At 56.3% G+C, this 23,674-nt stretch carries 19 protein-coding genes, 2 tRNA genes and 3 rRNA genes; 20 read left to right on the forward strand and 4 right to left on the reverse strand.

Annotated features, from left to right (window positions below; translation table 11 throughout):
* Positions 1–8: 8 nt before the first annotated feature.
* Complete coding sequence (locus ACGHUK_RS01625; protein WP_390574704.1) at positions 9–1,196, forward strand: pyridoxal phosphate-dependent aminotransferase; 1,188 nt, start codon at positions 9–11, stop codon at positions 1,194–1,196.
* Between the two features lie 84 nt (positions 1,197–1,280).
* Positions 1,281–2,492, forward strand: a complete 1,212-nt coding sequence (locus tag ACGHUK_RS01630) for an NADP-dependent isocitrate dehydrogenase (protein ID WP_097776995.1) — start codon at positions 1,281–1,283, stop codon at positions 2,490–2,492.
* Positions 2,493–2,560: 68 nt separating this feature from the next.
* Here ACGHUK_RS01630 and ACGHUK_RS01635 read toward each other — a convergent pair whose 3' ends face one another.
* Both ACGHUK_RS01635 and aroD read right to left on the reverse strand, forming a co-directional pair.
* Positions 2,561–2,845: a hypothetical protein gene (locus ACGHUK_RS01635; protein ID WP_005937604.1), complete on the reverse strand. Its 285-nt coding sequence runs from the start codon at positions 2,843–2,845 to the stop codon at positions 2,561–2,563.
* Between the two features lie 18 nt (positions 2,846–2,863).
* Entirely contained in the window at positions 2,864–3,619 is a 756-nt protein-coding gene (gene aroD, locus ACGHUK_RS01640) for a type I 3-dehydroquinate dehydratase (RefSeq protein ID WP_390574706.1), read from the reverse strand.
* Positions 3,620–4,196: 577 nt separating this feature from the next.
* Between aroD and ACGHUK_RS01645 the strand changes: the two genes are divergently transcribed.
* From ACGHUK_RS01645 to ACGHUK_RS01685, 9 genes are all read left to right on the forward strand, one after another.
* A 16S ribosomal RNA gene (locus tag ACGHUK_RS01645) occupies positions 4,197–5,707 on the forward strand.
* A gap of 120 nt (positions 5,708–5,827) precedes the next feature.
* Positions 5,828–5,903, forward strand: a tRNA-Ala gene (locus ACGHUK_RS01650).
* 3 nt (positions 5,904–5,906) lie between these two features.
* Positions 5,907–5,983 (forward strand) — tRNA-Ile (locus ACGHUK_RS01655).
* Positions 5,984–6,188: 205 nt separating this feature from the next.
* Positions 6,189–9,023, forward strand: a 23S ribosomal RNA gene (locus ACGHUK_RS01660).
* Between the two features lie 127 nt (positions 9,024–9,150).
* Positions 9,151–9,267, forward strand: a 5S ribosomal RNA gene (gene rrf / locus ACGHUK_RS01665).
* Together the 16S, 23S and 5S rRNA genes with 2 tRNA genes alongside form the textbook arrangement of a ribosomal RNA operon.
* 140 nt (positions 9,268–9,407) lie before the next feature.
* The gene (locus ACGHUK_RS01670) at positions 9,408–10,271 is read left to right on the forward strand and encodes a TraX family protein (RefSeq protein WP_154260788.1); all 864 of its coding nucleotides are present in this window, start codon (positions 9,408–9,410) and stop codon (positions 10,269–10,271) included.
* Positions 10,272–10,275: 4 nt separating this feature from the next.
* Positions 10,276–10,956, forward strand: coding sequence for a response regulator transcription factor (locus ACGHUK_RS01675; protein WP_337679841.1), 681 nt, complete (start codon positions 10,276–10,278; stop codon positions 10,954–10,956).
* Positions 10,938–11,909, forward strand: a complete 972-nt coding sequence (locus ACGHUK_RS01680) for a histidine kinase dimerization/phospho-acceptor domain-containing protein (RefSeq protein WP_207698963.1) — start codon at positions 10,938–10,940, stop codon at positions 11,907–11,909. Before ACGHUK_RS01675 ends, ACGHUK_RS01680 begins: the two co-directional genes overlap by 19 nt.
* Positions 11,910–12,056: 147 nt before the next feature.
* Positions 12,057–12,530: an LURP-one-related/scramblase family protein gene (locus ACGHUK_RS01685; protein ID WP_005943839.1), complete on the forward strand. Its 474-nt coding sequence runs from the start codon at positions 12,057–12,059 to the stop codon at positions 12,528–12,530.
* A 62-nt stretch (positions 12,531–12,592) separates the two neighbouring features.
* Here ACGHUK_RS01685 and murC read toward each other — a convergent pair whose 3' ends face one another.
* Positions 12,593–13,975 (reverse strand): UDP-N-acetylmuramate--L-alanine ligase, encoded by a 1,383-nt coding sequence (gene murC, locus ACGHUK_RS01690; RefSeq protein WP_390574709.1) that lies wholly within the window; start codon positions 13,973–13,975, stop codon positions 12,593–12,595.
* Positions 13,976–14,304: 329 nt separating this feature from the next.
* Between murC and ACGHUK_RS01695 the strand changes: the two genes are divergently transcribed.
* On the forward strand, positions 14,305–15,153 hold the full coding sequence (locus tag ACGHUK_RS01695; protein WP_097781311.1) for a DegV family protein: 849 nt from the start codon (positions 14,305–14,307) through the stop codon (positions 15,151–15,153).
* A 36-nt stretch (positions 15,154–15,189) separates the two neighbouring features.
* Here the strand turns inward: ACGHUK_RS01695 and coaBC are convergent, their stop codons facing one another.
* Positions 15,190–16,386 carry a bifunctional phosphopantothenoylcysteine decarboxylase/phosphopantothenate--cysteine ligase CoaBC gene (coaBC, locus tag ACGHUK_RS01700; RefSeq protein ID WP_097774290.1) on the reverse strand — a complete coding sequence of 399 codons (1,197 nt, stop codon included), beginning with the start codon at positions 16,384–16,386 and terminating at the stop codon, positions 15,190–15,192.
* A gap of 228 nt (positions 16,387–16,614) precedes the next feature.
* Between coaBC and ACGHUK_RS01705 the strand changes: the two genes are divergently transcribed.
* The 8 genes from ACGHUK_RS01705 (at position 16,615) to ACGHUK_RS01740 (ending at position 23,668) form a co-directional block, all read left to right on the forward strand.
* Positions 16,615–17,511 (forward strand): type III pantothenate kinase, encoded by an 897-nt coding sequence (locus tag ACGHUK_RS01705; RefSeq protein ID WP_390574711.1) that lies wholly within the window; start codon positions 16,615–16,617, stop codon positions 17,509–17,511.
* Positions 17,512–17,539: 28 nt separating this feature from the next.
* Positions 17,540–18,520 carry a Gfo/Idh/MocA family protein gene (locus ACGHUK_RS01710; RefSeq protein WP_390574713.1) on the forward strand — a complete coding sequence of 327 codons (981 nt, stop codon included), beginning with the start codon at positions 17,540–17,542 and terminating at the stop codon, positions 18,518–18,520.
* A gap of 142 nt (positions 18,521–18,662) precedes the next feature.
* Positions 18,663–19,256 (forward strand): ECF transporter S component, encoded by a 594-nt coding sequence (locus ACGHUK_RS01715; protein ID WP_005943857.1) that lies wholly within the window; start codon positions 18,663–18,665, stop codon positions 19,254–19,256.
* A gap of 138 nt (positions 19,257–19,394) precedes the next feature.
* Entirely contained in the window at positions 19,395–20,189 is a 795-nt protein-coding gene (locus ACGHUK_RS01720; protein WP_390574715.1) for an NAD(P)-dependent oxidoreductase, read from the forward strand.
* A complete protein-coding gene (locus ACGHUK_RS01725) occupies positions 20,186–20,776 on the forward strand; it encodes a dipicolinate synthase subunit B (protein WP_390574718.1) in 591 nt (196 codons plus the stop codon). The genes ACGHUK_RS01720 and ACGHUK_RS01725 overlap by 4 nt, the downstream gene beginning before the upstream one ends.
* A 97-nt stretch (positions 20,777–20,873) precedes the next feature.
* Complete coding sequence (locus ACGHUK_RS01730) at positions 20,874–22,214, forward strand: D-alanyl-D-alanine carboxypeptidase family protein (protein WP_390574720.1); 1,341 nt, start codon at positions 20,874–20,876, stop codon at positions 22,212–22,214.
* Between the two features lie 71 nt (positions 22,215–22,285).
* Entirely contained in the window at positions 22,286–22,852 is a 567-nt protein-coding gene (rfbC, locus tag ACGHUK_RS01735) for a dTDP-4-dehydrorhamnose 3,5-epimerase (RefSeq protein WP_044953950.1), read from the forward strand.
* A gap of 6 nt (positions 22,853–22,858) precedes the next feature.
* Positions 22,859–23,668, forward strand: coding sequence for an ABC transporter permease (locus ACGHUK_RS01740; protein WP_223388262.1), 810 nt, complete (start codon positions 22,859–22,861; stop codon positions 23,666–23,668).
* Positions 23,669–23,674 lie beyond the last annotated feature (6 nt).

Below are 23,674 nucleotides of genomic sequence, written 5' to 3' on the forward strand. Positions count from 1 at the left end.
GAAGTATTATGCTGAACGAGACTTATCGCGCGATGCTCGGCAATAAGAGCGTCATCCGCGAGACCTTCATGTACGGCAAGCAGCGTGCTGCCGAGATCGGATATGAGAACGTGTTCGATTACTCGCTGGGCAACCCCAGCGTGCCCTGCCCGCAGGAGTTCACTGCCGCTATGCAGGATCTGCTGGCCAACGAAGAGCCGGTAAATCTGCACGGCTACTGCCCCAGTCAGGGTGACCCGGGCTTCCGCACCGATGTGGCAGCGCACCTGACAAAGACCTTTGGCCTGCCCTATGAGCAGAAGCACATCTTCCCCACCACCGGTGCGGCGGGTGCCATTGCCCATGCCATCCGTGCGGTCACGCAGCCCGGCGACGAGGTGCTCGCCTTTGCGCCCTACTTCCCGGAGTACGGCCCCTATGTGGCGGGCACCGGGGCAGTCCTCAAGGTGGTGCCGCCGCAGGCACCGACCTTCCAGCCCAATCTGGACGCATTCGAGCAGATGATCGGCGAAAAGACCACCTGTGTGCTCATCAACACCCCCAACAACCCCACCGGCGTGGTCTACTCTGCCGGGACGCTCACCCGCATGGCAGAGATCCTGACCGAGAAGAGCAAGGCTTTTGGCCACAACATCTTCCTCGTCAGCGATGAGCCCTACCGGGATATCGCATTCGACGGCAAAAAGGTGCCCTACCCGGCGGCGTTCTACCCCCACACTCTCACCTGCTTCTCCTATTCCAAGAGCCTGAGCCTGCCCGGCGAGCGCCTTGGCTATGTGGCGGTGCGTCCGGGCTGTGAGGGCGAGGATGTGCTGGTGGACATGATGGCCCAAATCTCCCGCTTCACCGGCCACAACTGCCCGCCCAGCATCATCCAGCGGGCCGTAAGCCGCTGTCAGGATGTGACCAGTGATCTGAGTGTGTATGAGACCAACATGAACCTGCTGTACGATAAGCTCACCGCGCTGGGCTTTGAGGTGGAGCGCCCCGGCGGTACCTTCTACATCTTCCCCAAGGCTCTGGAAGAGGATGCCAACGCTTTCTGCATGAAGGCCCGGGAGTTTGACCTGCTGCTGGTGCCCAGCGACAGCTTCGGTGTCAAGGGCTATGTGCGCCTTGCCTACTGCATCGATACCGAAAAGGTCAAGCGCAGCCTGCCGGCCCTTGAAAAGCTGGCAGCCGCTTACCGCAAATAAACATTCTGCCGAACTGCCCGCGCGGCATCTGGCAGTGCAGCGCGGCTGGAAAAACGATCCAAAGAGAGGAAAGGGAACCCTGCTATGGAAAAGATCAAAATGACCACGCCCCTCGTCGAGATGGACGGCGACGAAATGACCCGCATTCTGTGGAAGATGATCAAGGACGAACTGATCCTTCCGTTTGTGGACCTCAAGACCGAATATTACGATCTGGGCCTGCCCAACCGCGACGCTACCGCCGACAAGGTGACCATGGATGCCGCCCTTGCCAACAAGAAGTACGGCGTTTCGGTCAAGTGCGCCACCATCACCCCCAATGCCCAGCGCATGGACGAGTATAAGCTGCATGAGATGTGGAAAAGCCCCAACGGCACCATCCGCGCGGTGCTGGACGGCACCGTGTTCCGCGCACCCATCATGATCGACAGCATCAAGCCGGTGGTCAAAAACTGGAAAAAGCCCATCACCATTGCCCGCCACGCCTACGGCGATGTGTACAAGTGCACCGAGTTCCGCATCCCGGGTGCAGGCAAGGCTGAACTGGTGTTCACCGGTGCCGATGGCTCTGAGCAGCGCGCCACCGTCTTTGACTTTGAGGGCGCTGGCGTTCTGCAGGGCCAGTACAACAAGGATGATTCCATCCGCAGCTTTGCCCGCAGCTGCTTCAACTACGCACTGGATGTGAAGCAGGATCTGTGGTTCGGCGCAAAGGATACCATCTCCAAGAAGTACGACCACACCTTCAAGGATATCTTCCAGGAGGTGTATGACACCGAGTATAAGGCAAAGTTCGAGGCCGCAGGCATCACCTACTTCTACAGCCTCATTGACGATATCGTTGCCCGCGTCATTCGCAGCGAGGGCGGCTTTGTCTGGGCCTGCAAGAACTACGACGGTGACGTGATGAGCGATATGGTCTCCACTGCCTTTGGCTCTCTGGCTATGATGACCAGCGTGCTGGTCAGTCCGGACGGCAAGTACGAGTTCGAGGCCGCCCACGGCACCGTCACCCGCCATTACTATAAGTACCTGAAGGGCGAAAAGACCTCTACTAACCCCATGGCTACCATCTTTGCGTGGTCTGGCGCGTTCAAGAAGCGCGGTGAACTGGACGGCCTGCCGGAGCTGGTGAAGTTTGGCGAGGCACTGGAAGCCGCCAGCCTGCAGACCCTGAACGACGGCATCATGACGAAAGACCTGTGTGGTCTGGCTGAGGGCATCACCCCCACCGCTGTGGACAGCGAGGGCTTTATCAAGGCCATCCGCACCCGTCTGGAAGCCAAGCTGGCATAATCATCTCTTTGTGACATAAAAAGAAAGACCGGAACTGTAAGTGCGACCTACAGCTCCGGTCTTTTTCGTTAAAATGATGCGAACGAGCCTTGAATGTACCCGACAAAGAATGCAATAAATGTGCTGATGAGAATGCAGCCAAGCCACAAAAGGTCTGCGAGAAGCCGTTTGCCGGTCAACTGCTGGATGGTCTTTGAATAATCCAAAGCAAACCACAGCATGGCAGCAGAAAACAGAATGGAGCTCCAATGAAGCCGAAAAGACAGCACCATGCTGAGAAGCACATAATTGATAAGCGTGTAAAAAATACTTCGCAAAAGAAGTTCTGGGAGAGCAGAATACTTCTTTTTCATAAAAGCTCCTTTCTGGATTTATAAATGCAGTGCATCCAATACTTCGTTTACGACCTCCAATGATACCTGCCCCGGTGCACTGGCCTGTCCGGGATTGGCAAAGGTCATGGCGGAGCCAAGGGCTTCGCCGGAAAGGCGGCTCACCACGCCCAAAGCTCCCATGCTCATGGTGATGATGGGAGTCTCCGGATGCCGGTCGGCCATTTCAGCGGTGGCAGCCAGAAGCTCCAGCACATCGGCACGGCTCTGGGGCATCACAGCCAGTTTGGGCAGATCAGCCCCGGCCTGCTGCATGGCAACCATGCGGCTCACCAGTTCGGCGCGCGGCGGCGTTTTATGGAAGTCGTGGCTGGAACACACCACTGCAGCCCCGGCGGTGTGGGCTTCTTCGATCAGCGCGGGAAGTTCTGCGCCCGCAGTGTAAAATTCAATGTCGATCAGATCGGCGCAGTCGGTGGCAAGAACGGTGCGGATAAAATGAAGATACTCTTCGTGGGCCAGAGCGACTTTGCCGCCCTCGGCCTTTGTGCGGAAGGTGAAAAGAAGCAGCTGATCCTTTAAGGCAACACGGAGCTTCGCAGCGCAGTGCACGATAGCCGGAAGGTCTTTTGCACCTTCAAAGCAATCGATACGCCATTCCACACAATCGGCGCGCAATGTGGAAAACGCGGCAGCCTTTTCCAGAACGGCGGTTTCTGTGGGCTCTACAATAGGAATAATAACTTTAGGGCGGCCCTCACCGATGCAGCAGCCGCGGATGTTGACACAGGACATGGCGCTTCTCCTTTATGTAATAAGTATAGCTACCTTATACAGGATGCTGGGGGATGACTCCATAATACGTTCTGCCCGCCGCCTTGTCAAGAAAAAGGCGCGCCCTGTAACGGGTGAAAAACAGGGGAATTCTTTATTCTGCAAAGAAATTGGAAAAAATCTGTCAAAAAGTGTTGACAAGGAGGCGGGGGTGTGGTATTATACTTGAGCGCCAAGCGCTGAGGCAAAAGAATGACTTCCGAAGTCTCAGCAGGAAGCCCTTGAAAAGAACCAATAGACGTCAAGAAAGACCGGTTTGTTCCGAGAAACTTCAAGACATCCAAGTTCAGAAAGTTCAAAAGCTTCTAAAAAATAAGGCTTGACAAAAAACCACTTCGGTGGTAAAATGAACAGGTCGTCAGCCGCAAGGCTGAGGCGCTACAGGACCTTGAAAATTGAACAATATCGAAAAACTTGTAAGGAACCTTTTAAGTGTTTGGAAAAACACTAAAAACAATTCCAAAAGTAATTCACACAGGACGCAAGCGATTGCGTGCTGAGCGAACAAGATTTAACACTTTAAAAGTGATAAATATCATTTATAAAGAGTTTGATCCTGGCTCAGGACGAACGCTGGCGGCGCGCCTAACACATGCAAGTCGAACGAGCGAGAGAGAGCTTGCTTTCTCGAGCGAGTGGCGAACGGGTGAGTAACGCGTGAGGAACCTGCCTCAAAGAGGGGGACAACAGTTGGAAACGACTGCTAATACCGCATAAGCCCACGGCTCGGCATCGAGCAGAGGGAAAAGGAGCAATCCGCTTTGAGATGGCCTCGCGTCCGATTAGCTAGTTGGTGAGGTAATGGCCCACCAAGGCAACGATCGGTAGCCGGACTGAGAGGTTGAACGGCCACATTGGGACTGAGACACGGCCCAGACTCCTACGGGAGGCAGCAGTGGGGAATATTGCACAATGGGGGAAACCCTGATGCAGCGACGCCGCGTGGAGGAAGAAGGTCTTCGGATTGTAAACTCCTGTTGTTGGGGAAGATAATGACGGTACCCAACAAGGAAGTGACGGCTAACTACGTGCCAGCAGCCGCGGTAAAACGTAGGTCACAAGCGTTGTCCGGAATTACTGGGTGTAAAGGGAGCGCAGGCGGGAAGACAAGTTGGAAGTGAAATCTATGGGCTCAACCCATAAACTGCTTTCAAAACTGTTTTTCTTGAGTAGTGCAGAGGTAGGCGGAATTCCCGGTGTAGCGGTGGAATGCGTAGATATCGGGAGGAACACCAGTGGCGAAGGCGGCCTACTGGGCACCAACTGACGCTGAGGCTCGAAAGTGTGGGTAGCAAACAGGATTAGATACCCTGGTAGTCCACACCGTAAACGATGATTACTAGGTGTTGGAGGATTGACCCCTTCAGTGCCGCAGTTAACACAATAAGTAATCCACCTGGGGAGTACGACCGCAAGGTTGAAACTCAAAGGAATTGACGGGGGCCCGCACAAGCAGTGGAGTATGTGGTTTAATTCGACGCAACGCGAAGAACCTTACCAAGTCTTGACATCCCTTGACAGGCATAGAAATATGTTTTCTCTTCGGAGCAAGGAGACAGGTGGTGCATGGTTGTCGTCAGCTCGTGTCGTGAGATGTTGGGTTAAGTCCCGCAACGAGCGCAACCCTTATGGTCAGTTACTACGCAAGAGGACTCTGGCCAGACTGCCGTTGACAAAACGGAGGAAGGTGGGGATGACGTCAAATCATCATGCCCTTTATGACTTGGGCTACACACGTACTACAATGGCGTTAAACAAAGAGAAGCAAGACCGCGAGGTGGAGCAAAACTCAGAAACAACGTCCCAGTTCGGACTGCAGGCTGCAACTCGCCTGCACGAAGTCGGAATTGCTAGTAATCGTGGATCAGCATGCCACGGTGAATACGTTCCCGGGCCTTGTACACACCGCCCGTCACACCATGAGAGCCGGGGGGACCCGAAGTCGGTAGTCTAACCGTAAGGAGGACGCCGCCGAAGGTAAAACTGGTGATTGGGGTGAAGTCGTAACAAGGTAGCCGTAGGAGAACCTGCGGCTGGATCACCTCCTTTCTAAGGAGTCAGGCGAAAGAGCGACATCGAAGATGGAGATCTTTCGGACAGGTAACAAACGAGTAGAGTAGATATTGTTCGATTTTGAGGGCCCTGAAAAGGGAACTCAATTCCTAATGTGGGGGTTTAGCTCAGCTGGGAGAGCACCTGCTTTGCAAGCAGGGGGTCAAGGGTTCGATTCCCTTAATCTCCACCACATGGGCCAATAGCTCAGCTGGCTAGAGCACACGACTGATAATCGTGAGGTCGATGGTTCGAGTCCATTTTGGCCCACCATGTGATGTTTTTCAAAGTTCCGGGAGACCGGGCTTTGAGAAACATCACCAAGACGTACCTTGAAAACTGAATAATAACTGCGAAACAAAGATTATAGTAAGTTCTTTTTAAGAAATATTGCAATTTCAAAAGGAAGGGTAACAATAATCTTCGTTGGCAAGAGAGAATCAAGAGGATACCAAATGTTCCAAGAGAACGTTTGAAAGGTCAAGCGAACAAGGGCGCAGGGCGAATGCCTTGGCACTGGGAGCCGATGAAAGACGTGATAAGCTGCGATAAGCTTCGGGGAGCTGCAAATAAGCATTGATCCGGAGATTTCTGAATGAGGAAACTCACCTGGGTTCATACTCAGGTACGTTATACTGAACTTTAAAATAGGTATATCGAGGGAACCGCCTGAACTGAAACATCTAAGTAGGGCGAGGAAGAGACATCAAACGAGATTCCGTAAGTAGTGGCGAGCGAACGCGGAAGAGGGCAAACCGAGAGTAGAAATACTTTCGGGGTACGGAGCGCATTTAGGACTTAAGTTGTTAACCGAACGGCATGGGAAGGCCGGTCAGAGAGTGTGAGAACCACGTAGGTGAAAACGACAAGAGCCGAGCGAATTCCAGAGTACGGCCAGACACGTGAAACCTGGTCGGAATACGGGGGGACCACCCTCCAACCCTAAATACTACCCAGTGACCGATAGCGTATAGTACTGTGAAGGAAAGGTGAAAAGCACCCCGGGAGGGGAGTGAAAAAGAACCTGAAACCCTGTGCCTACAAGCACCTAGAGCGCGTCAAAGCGTGATAGGGTACTTTTTGTAGAACGGTCCGGCGAGCGATTGTATGCAGCAAGGTTAAGGACTTAAGGTCTGGAGCCGAAGCGAAAGCGAGTTTGAAAAGGGCGTTAAGTTGCATATAATGGGCCCGAAACCGGGTGACCTACCCATGGTCAGGTTGAAGTGGAAGTAAAATTCCATGGAGGACCGAACCGACCTCCGTTGAAAAGGCGGCGGATGAACTGTGGGTAGCGGAGAAATTCCAATCGAACCCGGAGATAGCTGGTTCTCCCCGAAATAGTTTTAGGACTAGCCTCAAGTTAGATACCTGGAGGTAAAGCACTGAATAGCCTAGCGGCCGAGAGGTTAGCGAAGCTTATCAAACTCAGAATGCCAGAGTATTGATGCTTGGGAGTCAGACAGTGTCAGATAAATGTCATTGTCAAAAGGGAAACAGCCCAGATCTACAGCTAAGGTCCCAAAGTCAGGTTAAGTGGAAAACGATGTGAAGATACGTAGACAACCAGGATGTTGGCTCAGAAGCAGCCACTCATTCAAAGAGTGCGTAATAGCTCACTGGTCGAGCGTCTTTGCGCGGAGAATTTAACGGGGCTAAACCTGACACCGAAGCTTAGGCAGCATGTTTACATGCTGGGTAGGGGAGCGTTGTATACGCGGTGAAACAGTAGCGCAAGCGGCTGTGGAGTGTATAGAAGTGAGAATGCCGGAATGAGTAGCGCGAATGCAGTGAGAATCTGCATGGCCGAAAGCCTCAGGTTTCTGGAGGAAGGTTCGTCCGCTCCAGGTTAGTCGGGAGCTAAGGTGAGGCCTAACGGCGTAGCCGATGCACAGACGGTAGAGATTCCGTCACCACCAAAAGAGTTAAACACAGGGACACATATGAAGTCTCGGAGCCGGGTGTTGGTTCCGGTAGCGATCGAGGGAAGTTAGTACCGAAGTCTGAGATGGAAGATGGCGAGAAAAGCTGTGTGAATTTCTGCGGTGCCCGTACCGCAAACCGACACAGGTAGGTAGGAAGAAGATTCTAAGGCCAACGGGAGAAGGGTTGTTAAGGAACTCGGCAAATTGACCCCGTAACTTCGGGAGAAGGGGTGCTGCAGCAATGCAGCCGCAGAGAATCGGCCCAAGCAACTGTTTACCAAAAACACAGGTTTGTGCTAAATCGAAAGATGACGTATACGAGCTGACGCCTGCCCGGTGCTGGAAGGTTAAGAGGAGATGTGCAAGCATTGAATCGAAGCCCCAGTGAACGGCGGCCGTAACTATAACGGTCCTAAGGTAGCGAAATTCCTTGTCAGGTAAGTTCTGACCCGCATGAAAGGCGTAATGATTTGGGCACTGTCTCAACAGCCCGCCCGGCGAAATTGTAGTACCGGTGAAGATGCCGGTTACCCGCGACAAGACGGAAAGACCCCATGGAGCTTTACTGTAGCCTAATATTGGGTTTCGATGTTGCATGCACAGGATAGATGGGACACTGGGAAGCAGGTGCTTTGGCGCTTGTGGAGTGGCCGTTGGGATACCATCCTTGCGATATTGGAATTCTAACCTGCGCCTTTGAATCAAGGCGGGGGACATTGTTAGGTGGGCAGTTTGACTGGGGCGGTCGCCTCCTAAAGAGTAACGGAGGCGTTCAAAGGTTCGCTCAGCTTGAACGGAAATCAAGCAAAAGAGTGCAAACGCAGAAGCGAGCCTAACTGCGAGACTGACGGGTCGAGCAGTAACGAAAGTTGGAGTTAGTGATCCGGTGGTATGTGAGTGGAAATGCCATCGCTCAACGGATAAAAGTTACCCTGGGGATAACAGGCTGATCTCCCCCAAGAGTCCACATCGACGGGGAGGTTTGGCACCTCGATGTCGGCTCATCGCATCCTGGGGCTGTATTCGGTCCCAAGGGTTTGGCTGTTCGCCAATTAAAGCGGTACGCGAGCTGGGTTCAGAACGTCGTGAGACAGTTCGGTCCCTATCTGTCGTGGGCGCAGGATATTTGATGGGAGCTGTTCCTAGTACGAGAGGACCGGAGCGGACGTACCTCTGGCGCACCAGTTGTTCTGCCAAGAGCATAGCTGGGCAACTATGTACGGATCGGATAAACGCTGAAAGCATCTAAGCGTGAAGCCGACCCAAAGATAAGATATCCCATTGTTTTAAACAAGTAAGACCCCTTGAAGACTACAAGGTTGATAGGCACGATGTGTAAGTGGAGCGATCCATTCAGCAAGCGTGTACTAATAGGTCGAGGGCTTGACCACAATTCGCTTGAGACTCTGAGAGTCAACGAAAAAATGTAAGCAGTGATTATTCAGTTTTGAAGGCACGTCCTTCTAAGAAACACTGGACAAAGTACGACAGACATGTTATACTGGTTCAGTCAGATCGGTCGGTGTCGATGACGGTGAGGTTCCACCTGTTCCCATTCCGAACACAGAAGTTAAGCTCACTTGTGCCGAAGATAGTTCGCTGGAAACGGCGCGTGAAAATAGGTAGTCGCCGACTTGAACAGAAAGCTCTGAGATGAAAGTCTTAGGGCTTTTTTGTTTGCGTTTTGGGGCAAAAAATAGTATCATAAAGGCAGAAACTTATACTTTCTACAGATTTTCCTGTTACACTGAATGCACAAGGAAAGGAGAGCCTGTATGGAAAAATTGACGAAAAAAGGGCTGGACGGTACCCAGCTCAAGACCATTGCACTGGTGCTGATGGTACTGGATCACATTCATTATTTCTTCGAGTTCACCGGCTGCATCCCGACGGTGTTCAGTATGCTGGGGCGGCTCAGTGCGCCGCTGTTTCTGTTCTGCACGGTAGAGGGCTTTGCCCATACCCATGACCGCAGGCGGTATTTTATCCGCATCTGGGCTATCGGCGCAGCCATGGCGGCGCTGGAATTTTTTATGATTTACGCCAAGGCCTTCCGGCGCGGGGATGGCTTCTACCCGCAGAATGCTATTTTTCAGGATCTTGTGCTGCTGTGCATCGTCTGGCAGGGCATTGACTGGCTGCGGGAGAAAAAATTCGCAAAGGGCATTGGCGCCATTGCCGCCGTTTTGTGCTGGCCGTATGTGGTGGTAGTATTTCTGCTGCTCTTCCCCGGGGTACAGGAGATGCCCATTGCTTCAACGATCGTGGCCTTTGTCATTACAAGCCCGCTGCCCATGTGGACAACCATCACGGACGGCGGCTGGAGCTTTTTGCTGGGCGGTGTGCTGCTGTATGCCCTGCGGGGGCATCGCCGCGTACAGCTGACGGCATGGGCCGTGCTCATTTTCCTATGTGATTTTGTGCCGACCTTTGGGATGCTTTGCAGACAGGCGGATTTTGTGTGGACGCAGATGTTCACCGACTACTACGAGTGGTTCGGCGTAGCGGCGGTGCTGCTGATGCTGCTGTACAATGGGCAGCGTGGCAGCGGACATAAGCGGCTGTTCTACTGGTTCTACCCCGCCCATGTGTACCTGCTGTATGGAGCATCCTGCCTTGTTTATAACGTGTTGAGGTGATCTTGTGGCGAATATTCTGGCCGTGGACGACAATCTGGAGCTCTGCAAGCTGATCCGCACCACTTTGGAGCGGGACGGCCACCGGGTAGAAACGCGGCAGGCGGGCGGAGCGCTGACCGAGGCGCTCTGCCGCTGGGCAGACTGCATTCTGCTGGATGTGATGATGCCCGGGGAGGATGGCTTTGCGGTCTGTCGGCGCATCCGCAGCCTGACCGAAGTGCCCATCCTGTTTCTGAGCGCCCGCACCGATGAGGCCGCTGTGCTGGAGGGGCTGGGCATCGGGGCAGACGACTTTTTGTCCAAGCCCTTCCGGGTGGCTGAGCTGCGGGCGCGGGTTGCGGCACATCTGCGGCGGCAGAGCCGCACCCCGGCGCACCGGATGGTGCGCAACGGCGTAGCCTTTGACCTGACCGCCCAGAGCGCGGCGGTGGAGGGGAAGATGCTGCCCTTGACCCGCTCGGAGTATGCCATCTGTGAGTATCTGGCGCTGCACGCAGGGCAGACCTTTACCAAGGAGCAAATTTACGAAGCGGCTTTTGGCATTGACGGCACTGCGGACGACACCGCCGTGACACAGCACATCAAAAATATCCGGGCAAAGCTGCGGGCGGCGGGCGTGCCGGAGCCGGAAAAGCTGCTCAATACCGTATGGGGCGTGGGGTACCGATGGAAAAGCGAAGACTGACCTCTCTGCGCAGCGTGCTGCTGCAATATCTGGTGCGCACGGCGCTGGCCTGCCTGCTGGTCGCGGTGGGATGGCTGCTGGTGCTGATGCTGTGGATCCAGAACGGCGGGCTGTTTCTTCCCGCGAATCAAGCTGCACAGGCCTGTCAGAAAGCCGCACAGGACGTTTTGCCAGGCATGACCGCCGCTACTTTTGACGAGACGCAGCTGGACTCCTTGTGCCGTTACGCCCTGTTTGCCGCGCCGGACAGCAGCGAGGTGCTGGCCACCAACATGGATGCCGGGCACTTGCAGCGGGCAATGGAGAACCGACAGGGGAAGACCCGCTGGCATTTTGGCTACACGCAGTATTATATGACATCAAAATTGCAGGACGGAACGGTCTGTCTGCTGCAATTTGACTATGCCGTGCCCTATGCCAACCCTGCGCTGCGGGGCGTGCTGCCGGATATGCAGACCGTGCACTGCATTCTGGGCATTCTGCTGCTGGTGGGGGCGGTGGTGTGGAGCACCCACAGGACCGGGCGCTTCCTGACCCGGGAGACTGAAAAGCTGACCGCCGCAGCACAGGCGGTGGCACGGAAGGATCTGGACAGCGCGGTGTTTTCCGGCGCGAAGGTGCGGGAGTACGAGAGCACTTTGCAGGCGCTGCAAACCATGGGCGATGAACTGACCGGTAGCCTGCAGAAGCAGTGGGACATGGAGCAGCGGCAGCGGGAGCAGATCATTCGGCTGTCCCACAAGCTGAAAACGCCGCTGACCATCATCAAGGGCAACGCGGAGCTGCTGGCGGAGGATGACCTGACTGAGGAACAGCGGGCGCAGGTGGAAGCGATTCTGCAGGGCGCAGAGCAGACCCGCGCCTATCTTGGCAAGATCCGCGCCGAAGTGCAGACACCACTGAAATACAAAACGAAAAAGAATGACAAAACATGCCGAATCGTAGAAAACTGAACGGCAAACGGCAGCCCCGCCCGGAGAATGTTCCGGGCGGGGCTGCTTCGGGATTGCACGATGAGGCAGAATCTGGTATGATGGAAAAAAGCGGAAGAACCGCACGAAAAGGACGTCCCAAATCGTATTCCGAGTGAGGTGAGGAAGATGAAACTGCTTTTTAGACAGCGTGCATTCAGCTGGTTTGACAGCTACGACATCTACGACGAAAACGAAAACACCGTGTATGTGGTCAAGGGGCAGCTGTCCTGGGGGCACTGCCTGAAGATCTACGACCCGGAAGAACAGCAGGAGCTGGGCACCGTCAAGGAAGAGATCCTGACCTGGCTGCCCAAGTTTGAGCTGTACGAGGGCGAGACCTGCATCGGTACCCTGAAAAAGGAGCTGACCTTCTTCAAGCCGAAGTACAACATCGACTTCAACGGCTGGCATGTGGAGGGCGATGTATTCGAGTGGGACTATACCATCACCGGCCCGGACGGCGGCACGGTGGCTGCCGTGTCCAAGGAACCGTTCCACTGGACGGACACCTACGTTCTGGACATCACCGACCCGAAGGATGCGCTTTATGTGCTGATGTTCGTGTTGGCCATCGACGCGGAAAAGTGCTCGCGGAACTGACCCGGATCAACGAAAAAAAGAGGAACGACAGCTGTCGTTCCTCTTTTTGTATAGCAGATTCTTTACTGGTTGTCGGCCACCATCATCTTGCTGGCCTTGTAGATGTCGCCGCAGCCGAGGGTGATGACCAGATCGCCCTCCCGGGCGTTCTGCTTGACCCACTCGGCGGCCTCCTCCAGACTGTTCACCAGAACAGAGCCGGGGATCTGAGCGGCCAGTTTTGCACTGGTAATGGTGGGATCGTTGGGCTCACGGCTGCCCATGATCGGGGTCAGCACAGTGATATCGGGGATCTTGAGCACATCCACAAAGTCGTTGAACAGCATCTTGGTGCGGCTGTATGTAAACGGCTGGTGGACGGCGATCAGACGCTTGTAGCCCATCTCCTTGGCAGTGTTCAGGGTAGCGCGCAGCTCGGTGGGATGATGTGCATAATCGTCCACGACCAAAGCGCCGTTACACTCGCCGTAGACCTCAAAGCGGCGGCCGGCACCCTTGAAGTTCAGGGCGGCATCGGCGCACTGCTCCACGGTCAGACCGACGAAGCGGCAGACGGCGCACATGGCAAGCGCATTGTAAATGTTGTGGTAGCCGGGCACAGCCAGACGGATATGGCCGGTGATCTTGTTCCACTCCTTCAGGTCGAACTCAAAGAAGCCGGGTTTGTATTCGTTCACGTTCAATGCCTGATAATCGCCGTCGTTCTGGATGCCAAAGGTGCGCACGCGGCGGTCCAGCGTGTACATGACATCCATGGTGTTCTTGTCGTCCGCATTGGCAAAGATCATGAACTTGGTCATCAGGGCAAAGCGCTTGAAGGCAAACTTCAGTTCGCCCATGCTGCCGTAGTAATCCAGATGGTCGTTGTCGATGTTCAGCACAACGGACAGGTACGGGGTCAGTTTCAGGAAGGTCTCGGCAAATTCACAGGACTCAATTACGATATCGTCGCCCTTGCCGGCCTTGCCGTAGCCGTTGATGAGGGGCAGCTTGCCGCCGATGACAGCGGACGGGTCGCGGCCTGCCAACTCCAGCGCAGTGGTGATCATGGAAGTGGTGGTGGTTTTTCCGTGAGTGCCGGAGACGCAGATGCTCTGTTTGTACAGGCGGCTCACGTAACCCAGCAGAACGCTGCGCTCGATGGTGGGGATGCCGTAGGAGGCAGCGGCATTCAGCTCCACGTTATCTTTGGAAATGGCGGCAGAGTAGACCACCATGTCGGTGCCGATCACATTATCGGCGCTGTGACCCAGGCTGACCTTGACACCCATCTCACGCTCGTAGCGGATGATGCTGCCATCCAGCACATCGCTGCCGGAGATCTCGTAGCCTTTTGCAGCAAGGATCTGGATGAGCGGATACATGCCGCTGCCGCCGCAGCCGATGAAGTGGATCTTTTTTACATTGTCCAGCAGGTGCTGGTTGTAATCGGTGTACATGAACATATAAGGCAACCTCCAAATAAATAACGGCCGCAGAGCAGACCGATTCAATCCATTCTATTAGGATACATCTTATTATATAATTTTTGGCGGACAAAATAAACAGGTAAACCCGAATTTTCGGAAAGAACCATAAATCCAATTCGGAATTTGTGATAAGTGTACAAGAAAACCGAAACCGGGAACTTCTTCATAAAAGATTTACATTTGCCTTTACAAAATACTTAACAACTTTGAATCATCTGTGGTAAAATAGAAAAGGACAATTTTTTAAGGGATCGTCGGTGCGGCCGACAGAGGATGCAGAACGGTTTTATAAAAGGAGAAATAATGTGAGAATCAAGATCACAGCGGACAGCACCTGCGACCTGTCCGAAGAGCTTTTGGCACAGTGGGACATTGCCCTGATGCCCATGCACATTCTGATGGGCGAGGATAGCTATCTGGACGGCGTAACGATCCACCCGGCAGATGTGTTTGCCTATGTGAATGCGGGCGGCAAAATGCCCAAATCCGCCGCCGCAAATCTGGTGGAATATACCGAATTTTTTGAGCCGTTTGCCAAAGAGTGCGATGCGGTGATCCATATTTCGGTCAGCAGCAAGCTTTCGTCCTGCTTCCAGAATGCGAAGCTGGCGGCAGGCGAATTCGAGAATGTCTATGTGGTGGACAGCCAGAATATCTGTACCGGGCAGGGCTATCTGGTGCTGAAAGCGGCCAAGTGGGCTGCAGATGGCCTGACCCCCCGCAACATTACGATGCGGCTGCAGAGCCTTGCCAAACGGGTGGAGCTGAGCTTTGTACTGGACCGGCTGGACTTTATGGCCAAGAGCGGCCGCTGCTCCGGTGTGCTGGCCTTCGGGGCAAACCTGCTGGGCATCAAGCCCGCACTGGAAGTGATCGACGGCGAACTGAAGGTAGTCAAAAAATATCGCGGCAGCCTGCCCATCTGCGTGGGCAAGTACATCACCGACCGTCTGGTGGAACGCGACGACATCGAGGACAGCCTTGTGTTCATCTCCTCCTGCCAGCCGAAGCCCGGCTGCATGGACGCGGTGAAGGCGGGGCTGAAGAAATACGGCAGCTTCAAGGAATGCCACGAGACAGACATCGGCACCACCATCGGCGGCTATTCCGGCCCGGGTACCATTGGCATCGTGTTTGCACGGAAGGAAAAATAAAAAAGTGGCTGTTGCACATGCGACAGCCACTTTTTCTCACTGGGAGCGGCGTTTTAAAATTTCATCCAGAATGGCATCGGCCACATCGGCCTTGCTCATCAGCGGCAGCTCACGGGTGCCGTCCGGGGTAATGAGGGTGACTACATTGGTGTCCACACCAAAACCGGCACCGGCCACTTTCAGGTTGTTGGCAACCACCATGTCCAGATTCTTTTTGGTCAGCTTTGCAGAGGAGTTTTCCACAAGATCGCGGGTCTCCATGGAAAAACCGCACAGGAACTGGTGGGTCTTTTTGGGGCCGATGGTGCCCAGAATATCCGGCGTGCGTTCCAGAGGGATGGACATGTCGCCGTCCTTTTTTTTGATCTTGTCGTTTGCCACGGCAGCGGGGCGGTAGTCGGCCACGGCAGCGGCCATAATGAGCACATCCGTAGCATCAAAGCGGCTGGTGACGGCTTCGTACATCTGCTGAGCAGTGGTCACGGGCACATCGGTGGTAAACTTGACCGGCTGCAGGGCAGTCTCGCCGTGGATAAGGGTGACATCCGCGCCGCGCATGGCGGCGGCACGGGCAAGGGCATAGCCCATCTTGCCGGTGGAATGGTTGGTGAGGTAGCGCACCGGGTCCAGCGGCTCCTGCGTGGGGCCGGCGGTGACGGCAATGCGCAGACCGGCAAGATCTTTGGGCCGGGCAATGGCATGCAGGATATACTCGATCAGCACATCTTCCTTAGGCAGACGGCCGCTGCCAACATCCTTGCAGGCCAGCACGCCGCTCTCGGAGGGGATCACCGTGAAGCCGTAGCGTTCCAGCGTGGCGATATTATCCTGCGTGATGGGGTTTTCCAGCATTCCGGTATTCATGGCCGGAGAAACGAGCTTGGGGCACTTTGCAGCCAACACTGTGGTGGTGAGCATATCATCGGCGATGCCGTGGGCCATCTTGGCGATGACATTGGCAGTGGCCGGGGCGACAAGGATCACATCGGCTTTTTTTGCCAGCGAGATGTGGGTGACTTCAAACTTGAAATCCCGGTCAAAGGTATCCACCATGCACTTGTGGCCGGTAAGCGTTTCAAATGTAACAGGGGTGATGAACTGGGTCGCATTTTTGGTCATGATGACCTCCACATCGGCTCCCAGCTTGCGCAGTGCGCTGGCCACGTTGGCCATTTTATAGGCGGCAATGCCGCCGCTTACGCCCAGAAGGACGCATTTTCCGTTCAGATCCATTGGTAAAACCTCCTGCAAAAACGTACTGTTTCCACATTTCTTACCTTAGTATAATGCAAAAGTTCCGCCAGCACAACAAAATCTTTGTACAGGCTTGTAATTGGGGACAAAATGCGGTAAAATACAGCTTGACAAAGAATAGACAGACTGCGGTGAGGGGCAGGCCATCGGGGAGCTTTCTCCGCCGTCCTGCCGGATACTGCCGCGTTATAAAGGGAAAACAGAATTATGATCTTAGCCATTGATATAGGCAACACCACCGTCGCCCTTGGGGGCATTCGGGACGGACGTGTATGCTTTGTGGCGCGCATGGACACGGTGCGCACTCGCACGGCTGCAGAATATCGTGTCGAAATGGATAAAATTTTTGCGCACCGCCGCCATCCTGAGCGCCCCATGCGCTTTGAGGGCGCTGTGCTCACCAGCGTGGTGCCCCAGATCACGGGGGCGCTGGCGGAGTGCGCCCGTCATTACACCGGCAGGAAGCCGGTCATCGTTTCGCCGGAGATTCGAACCGGACTGACCATGGGCGTGGATGAACCCCACGCCGTGGGCAAGGATCGCCTTGTGGATGCGGCTTATGCGGCGGCAAATTTTCCGCTGCCGGTGGTCACGGTGGATCTTGGCACTGCCACGACCTTTAATGTGGTGGACGAGAACCGCGTGTTCCGGGGCGGTGTCATCTGCCCGGGGCTTTCCACCGGGCTGCGGGCACTGGGCGACCGCTGTGCCCAGCTGCCGCAGGTGCATCTTGGCTCGCCCAAAAGCGCCATTGGCACCAACACCGAGAAATGCATGCTGTCCGGCTCCGTGATGGGCACGGCTGTGCTCATTGACGGCATGGTGCAGCGCATTGAGGAAGAGCTTGGCCGTCCGGCCACTCTGGTGGTAACAGGAGGGCTGGCAAAGTACGTGACACCGCTGTGCCGCCACCCGCTGACCTACGACCCGGAGCTGCTGATGAAGGGACTTGCCCTTTTGTACCAGCTCAATGCGTCCCAGCCGCAGCACCACAGTGTGGGCGGCGGCAGGCACTATGGCCGACAGAACCAGCACGGCCATGCAAAACAGCGCACCTACCCCAAAAAGCGCACCCGCCGCGAGCCGGAAGCGCTGGTAGGCTGACCAACGACAGGATGGGGAGAAAAATCAGATGAAATTAGGCATTCTTGGCACGGGCAAGATCGTGCGGGAATTTTTGCCATGGCTTGCAGAGCACACGCCTTTTACGGTGCAGGCCATCTGCAGCACCGAGCGCAGCGCCGAGCTGGCTCAGAGCCTTTGCGGCCAGTACGGCGTGCCGCAGCACACCACCAATTTTCTGGAACTGCTGCAGTGGGTGGATGTGGTGTACATTGCAGTGCCGAACCTGCAGCATGTGCGCTATGCCCGCGTGGCGCTGGAAGCAGGCAAACATGTTATTGTGGAAAAGCCGCTGGCACCCACGGCGGCCCAGACTGAAGAACTGGTAAATCTGGCACGGCACAAAAAGGTGTTCCTGTTTGAAGCCATCACCACCCAGTACCTTGAAAACTACGCAAAGATCCGGGAGCTGCTGCCCCGCATTGGCACCGTGAAGCTGGTACAGTGCAATTTCAGCCAGTATTCCAGCCGGTACGATGCCTTCTGTGCAGGCGATGTACAGCCTGCCTTTGACCCGGCCTGTGCCGGCGGTGCCCTGATGGATCTTGGCGTATATAATGTAAGCTACATCGTGGGCCTGTTCGGGGAGCCGAATCAGGCCAAATATACCGCCAACATGGAGCGCGGCATCGACACCAGCGGCATCCTGACCATGGATTACAGCGGCTTCAAGGCCGTGAGCATCGCCGCCAAGGACTGCGCGGCCCCGGCCCGGTACATTATTCAGGGCACGAAGGGCTATATCATGCAGAAGTCCACCGCCAACTGCTGCGGCGGCATCACCTTCCACCCCAACGAGTGCAAGGAAGAGCACTATAACCTGAATGGCGGCAGGCCCCGGCAGGCGGCAGAGTTTGAAGCCTTTGCCCGTGCGCTGGAGAGCGGAGATCAGGAGCTGTGCGGCCGGATGCAGGATACCACCATCGCGGTGAGCCGTGTGCTCACGGTGGCCCGCCGCAATGCGGGCATCCGCTTCCCGTGCGACCACTGAAAAAGCCTTTCCCATTGGAACACGCCCTGACAAAAACGCGCTCCAAATTGTTTGAATATTTACTTTAAAACCCGCATAGAGCGGGCAGGTTTGCGCCGTATCCGACGTATAGGGCGGAACGGCAGCAGGAGGAAAACTGAATATGAAAAATACAAAAACTCTTACCCGTGTGGCGCTGCTGGTTGCCATTGAGCTGGTCATGAAGATGGTGGGTCTGGGCAGTGTGCCTGTGGGCCCGCTGTACATGAGCTTCCTGACCCTTCCCATTGCAGTGGGTGCCATCACCATGGGCCCCGCTGTGGGCGCATTGCTGGGCGGTGTGTTCGGCGCAGTGAGCTTCTATGACGCTATCACTGGTGCTTCCGCCATGACCGGCGCACTGTTTCAGGTGAGCCCTGTGAACACCTTTATCCTGTGCGTGGGTATGCGCGTGTTGATGGGCCTGTGCTGCGGCCTGATCTTCAGCGGCCTGAAGCGCTTTGACAAGCCCGGCACCTGGAGCTACATCCTCAGCGCCATGAGCGCACCCTTCCTGAACACGGTGTTCTTCATGGGCTGGATCGTGCTGGCCTTCTACGGCTGTGACTACGTGCAGAACCTCGTGTCCGTCAAGGGTGCTGCGAACCCCTTCATGTTCGTGGTGCTGCTGGTCGGCGTGCAGGGCGTGGCCGAGTTCCTTGTCTCCGGCATTCTGGGCGGCATCGTAGCCCGTGCTGTGGCAAAGTTCGTAAAATAAAAGATGTGCCGGGATGTCAGGGCGGCGCATTCTATAATCGTGATAAAAAACTCCTCCGGCGAAAGCTGGAGGAGTTTTTTCACAACAAATATTTCTCCTGCATAGGATGGCCCACGAGCAGGCAAAGGGGGATGCGGCATGGAAGCGAAAAAGCTGTTTGTGGTGGTGGGCACCGATGCCCGGCAGGCGGCGGCAGGCCGGGTGCTGGAACGGGCAGGTTATGCGGTGGGCGGAGCCGAACAGGTTGCACTGGCAGATTATATCCTGCTGCCTCTGCCGCTGGATGCGGCCCGCACCCCGCTGGCAGAGCTGCTGCGGGCCGCAAAGCCCGGTGCGGTGGCACTGGGCGGTAGGCTCTCAGTTCAGGCAAAGACCATCGCACAGGAAGCGGGCGTGGAGCTGGTGGATTACTTTGCCCGACCGGAGCTGACGGTGTACAATGCCATCCCTACGGCGGAGGGCTGCATTGGCATCCTGCTGGCCGAGCGCACCCGTACCCTGTGGGGCACAAACCTTCTGCTGCTGGGCTTTGGCCCGGTGGGGCAGGCGCTGGGGGCGCGGCTGGCGGCACTGGGGGCAAATGTGACTGTCTGTGCCCGGCGCGCCGAACAGCGTGCGCTGGCCGAGAGCCTTGGTCTGCGGGGTGCAGAGCTTGCCCGGCTGGCCGCGCTGGCTCCGGCCTTTGATACGGTGGTGAACACTATCCCGGCCCCGGTGCTGACCGAGCCGGTGCTGGCGGCTCTGCGGCCCGGCAGCCTGATCGTGGATCTGGCATCAAAGCCCGGCGGCACCGACTTTGCTGCGGCGCAGCGGCTGGGCTGCAATGCCATCCATGCGCTCAGCCTGCCCGCCGCCTGTGCGCCGGACACGGCTGGGGAAGCGGTGGCGCGCACCGTGCTGACCATTTTGCAGGAGCGGGAGGAACACACATGAGCACGCAGAAAAAAGGACGCATTGCATTTGCGGTGTGCGGCAGCTTCTGCACACTGGAAGCGGCGCTTGCGGCAGCGCAGCAGCTGACAGAACAGGGCTGGGAGCTGCTGCCCATCATGAGCTTTGCCGCAAAGCAGGATACCCGCTTTGGCACCGGGCAGTTCTGGCAGGAACGGCTGGAAGCCCTTACCGGCCATGCAGTGTTGGACACGTTGCAGGCCGTGGAGCCGCTTGGCCCTAAAAAGCTGGCCAGTGCACTGGTGATCGCGCCCTGCACCGGGGCCACGCTGGCAAGGCTGGCGGCGGGGCTTTCCGATACGCCGGTGACGCTGGCGGCAAAGAGCCTGCTGCGGGTGGGGTGCCCGGTTCTGGTGGGCGTTTCCACAAACGACGGCCTGGGCGCATCGTGGGAGAACATGGCCCGGCTCTACCAGCGCAAGCACTATTATTTTGTGCCCTACGGGCAGGATGACCCCACCCACAAGCCCAACAGCCTGAAAGCGGACTTTGCCCGTCTGCCCGCTGCACTGGACGCTGCGCTGACCGGGCGGCAGCTGCAGCCCGTTCTGCTGCAAAACAACGTCTGAATGGCTTTTCAGCCGGGGTAAAGTGTGGTATACTATTATCTGATGCTTTGCCGGTGCAGTACGACGGGCAGAAAAACGCTCAATGGAGAAAAACCAGATGAAAAAACTGACAGCGGCGCTGTGCGTTGTGCTGCTTATGATCTGCGTGTTCGTGCCGGGGGCAGCGGCGGCTGGCCCTGCCCTTGGTGCCACCCGCGCTTACTGCATCATCGATGCAGACACCGGCCTTGTGCTGGCACAGCAGAATATGAACGAAGAGCTGCACCCGGCATCCATCACCAAGGTGATGACGCTGGGCCTTGCCTGCGAAAAGGCGCAGGGGAACTGGGATGATATAAAGCTCACCGTGACCCACGAGGATGTTTACTCGCTGGCAGGCACCGATTCCAGTCACATTGCCCTGCGCGAGGGCGAAGAAGTCCCCCTGACGGATGCGCTGTATGCCACCCAGATGGCCAGCGCCAACGACGGCGCCAACCTGTTGGCCGAATATGTGGGAGAGGGCACCATCGCGGACGGCGTGGCAAAGATGAATGCGCGGGTAGAAGAGCTGGGCCTTGCGCACACCCACTTTGCAAACCCCCACGGCATCAGCGACGAGGACCACTACACCAGCTGCTACGATATGGCGCAGATCCTGCGCTGGGCACTGGAGCAGCCGGGCTTTGAGCAGGTGTTCACCCGCAATGAGATGTACACCATGGACCCCACCAACATCCAGCCCGTGACCCGCTACTTTTCCCAGCAGGACAAAATGCGCATCGGCTCCAGCCGGTACCATATCACGTCGGTCAAGGGCTCCAAGCTCGGCTATACCAACACGGCCCGCTACAGCTACGCCTGTCTGGCGGAGCAGAACGGCGTCCGGCTCATCTGCGTGACCATGCAGAGCGAGCTGAGCACCAATAAATACAACGATGTCCGCACTCTGCTGGATTATGCGTTCAGCACCTTTACCGGCTACACCGACCTGCCCGCCCGGGGCATCACAGCACCGCTGAGCGTGGTGGGCGGCGGCGGGAGCCTTGGCACCGTGACCGTCTCCGACCCCGGCGTGCGGCTGCTGCTGGCCAACGGCCTGACTGCCGACGATGTGGAGGTGACGCTGGAACTGCCGGAAAGCTATGTCCTTGGCTCCGACCCGGAGGTGTACGCTGTGTACACCGTCCACGGCGGCGAAAAGCAGGAGAGCACCAGCGTGCGTGTGGATGCGGAAATTTCCGGCCTGCCTGAACTGCTGGAGAACAGCACCGGTCAGGAGTTGGAAGCGGCCAAGGCGGTAAAGCCCCAAAGCCATGCATTCTGGCTGCTGGGCATCTCGCTGGGGTCCACCGCAGCGGCAGCGCTGGTGACCTTTCTGGTGGTGCGGTTCATCACTTGGCGGAAGAAACGCCGCAGAACGCGCACGGAACAGGGACAGACCCGCCGCGGCAAATAAGTGCAAAAGCCTGCGTCGAACAGACTTTTCCAGATAAAACAAACATGCTTCACAAAAGAGAGGTACAAAATATGGGCAAGTTTACGTTTACTCAGACCGAGATTCCCGGTGTTGTGGTCATTGAGCCGCAGGTGTTCGGCGACGACCGCGGCTATTTTATGGAGACCTATCAGAAGGATCAGTTTGCCGAAGCCGGCATCGATAAGGAATTCGTGCAGGACAACCAGAGCCGCTCCACCCGCGGCGTGCTGCGCGGCCTGCACTTCCAGAAGAACCACACGCAGGGCAAGCTGGTGCGCGTGACCAAGGGCGAGGTGTTTGATGTGGCCGTGGACTGCCGCCCCCACAGCGCCACCTTCGGTAAGTGGGTGGGCGTGACCCTTTCCGAGGAGAACAAGAAGATGTTCTACATCCCGGAGGGTTTTGCACACGGTTTTCTGGTGCTGAGCGATGTGGCAGAGTTCTGCTACAAGTGCACCGATGTGTACGACCCCACCAGCGAGGGCGGCATCCCTTACGATGACCCCACCGTGAACGTGCAGTGGCCGGACTGCGGCTGCGAGCACAAGACCAGCGCAAAGGACAAGCTGCACGAGCCCTTTGCTGCACAGAAGTTTGAATATTTTGAAAAGTGGTGATCGCCTGTGGCAAAATTCAAAGCAATGTGGAACGGCTTCTGGTGCTACCGCTATCTGCTGTGGAACCTCGTCAGCCGTGACTTCAAGCTCAAATACCGCCGCAGCGTGCTGGGCGTGGTGTGGAGCGTTCTGAACCCGCTGCTCATGTGCCTTGTGTACTGGGCCGTGTTCAGCAGTCTGATGGACATGCGCGGCAGCGGCATCGACAACTTTGCCGTGTTCCTGATGTGCGGCCAGCTGCTGTTCAACTTCTTCAACGAGGCCACCTCCACCGGCATGAGCAGTGTGCTGGGCGCTGCGCCCCTGCTCAAAAAGGTGTATATCCCCAAGTATATCTTCCCGCTGGAAAAGTGCTGCTTTGCCATGGTGAACTGCGTGTTCAGCTTTGTGGCGCTGCTGCTGGTCATGATCTTTACCGGTGCACCCTTCCACCTGACCCTCATTGAGGCAGTCTACCCGCTGGTGACGCTGTTCTTCTTCAGTCTGGGCGTGGGCCTGCTTCTGGCAGCGGCTACCGTGTTCTTCCGGGATATCATGCACATCTGGAGCGTGTTCATCACCGCATTGCTGTATTTTTCCGCCATCTTCTACGACCCCACCCAGATGACCTTTTCCATCGGCGGGTTCAACATGCAGCAGATCATCAAGCTGAATCCCATGTACTGGTACATCACAGGCTTCCGCCGTACCGTGATGTGGGGCATCCCGCTGGATTTCAACATGTTCGCGGTGTGCGGCTGCTGCGCCGTGCTCTCCATGCTGGTGGGCGTGTGGGTGTTCCGCAAAACGCAGGACCGCTTTGTGCTGCATATTTAAGGAGGA

The organism is Faecalibacterium sp. i25-0019-C1 (assembly GCF_042854225.1).
GTDB lineage: Bacteria > Bacillota > Clostridia > Oscillospirales > Ruminococcaceae > Faecalibacterium > Faecalibacterium taiwanense.

What these genes read in the sequence shown, in the direction of transcription:
- ACGHUK_RS01635 (WP_005937604.1), bottom strand. Translation starts at nt 2,845, where the DNA reads ATGAAAAAGAAGTATTCTGCTCTCCCAGAACTTCTTTTGCGAAGTATT.
- ACGHUK_RS01730 (WP_390574720.1), top strand. Translation starts at nt 20,874, where the DNA reads ATGAAAAAACTGACAGCGGCGCTGTGCGTTGTGCTGCTTATGATCTGC.
- ACGHUK_RS01705 (WP_390574711.1), top strand. Translation starts at nt 16,615, where the DNA reads ATGATCTTAGCCATTGATATAGGCAACACCACCGTCGCCCTTGGGGGC.
- ACGHUK_RS01685 (WP_005943839.1), top strand. Translation starts at nt 12,057, where the DNA reads ATGAAACTGCTTTTTAGACAGCGTGCATTCAGCTGGTTTGACAGCTAC.
- ACGHUK_RS01680 (WP_207698963.1), top strand. Translation starts at nt 10,938, where the DNA reads ATGGAAAAGCGAAGACTGACCTCTCTGCGCAGCGTGCTGCTGCAATAT.
- ACGHUK_RS01725 (WP_390574718.1), top strand. Translation starts at nt 20,186, where the DNA reads ATGAGCACGCAGAAAAAAGGACGCATTGCATTTGCGGTGTGCGGCAGC.
- rfbC (WP_044953950.1), top strand. Translation starts at nt 22,286, where the DNA reads ATGGGCAAGTTTACGTTTACTCAGACCGAGATTCCCGGTGTTGTGGTC.
- aroD (WP_390574706.1), bottom strand. Translation starts at nt 3,619, where the DNA reads ATGTCCTGTGTCAACATCCGCGGCTGCTGCATCGGTGAGGGCCGCCCT.
- coaBC (WP_097774290.1), bottom strand. Translation starts at nt 16,386, where the DNA reads ATGGATCTGAACGGAAAATGCGTCCTTCTGGGCGTAAGCGGCGGCATT.
- ACGHUK_RS01630 (WP_097776995.1), top strand. Translation starts at nt 1,281, where the DNA reads ATGGAAAAGATCAAAATGACCACGCCCCTCGTCGAGATGGACGGCGAC.
- ACGHUK_RS01715 (WP_005943857.1), top strand. Translation starts at nt 18,663, where the DNA reads ATGAAAAATACAAAAACTCTTACCCGTGTGGCGCTGCTGGTTGCCATT.
- ACGHUK_RS01710 (WP_390574713.1), top strand. Translation starts at nt 17,540, where the DNA reads ATGAAATTAGGCATTCTTGGCACGGGCAAGATCGTGCGGGAATTTTTG.
- ACGHUK_RS01720 (WP_390574715.1), top strand. Translation starts at nt 19,395, where the DNA reads ATGGAAGCGAAAAAGCTGTTTGTGGTGGTGGGCACCGATGCCCGGCAG.
- ACGHUK_RS01670 (WP_154260788.1), top strand. Translation starts at nt 9,408, where the DNA reads ATGGAAAAATTGACGAAAAAAGGGCTGGACGGTACCCAGCTCAAGACC.
- murC (WP_390574709.1), bottom strand. Translation starts at nt 13,975, where the DNA reads ATGTTCATGTACACCGATTACAACCAGCACCTGCTGGACAATGTAAAA.
- ACGHUK_RS01625 (WP_390574704.1), top strand. Translation starts at nt 9, where the DNA reads ATGCTGAACGAGACTTATCGCGCGATGCTCGGCAATAAGAGCGTCATC.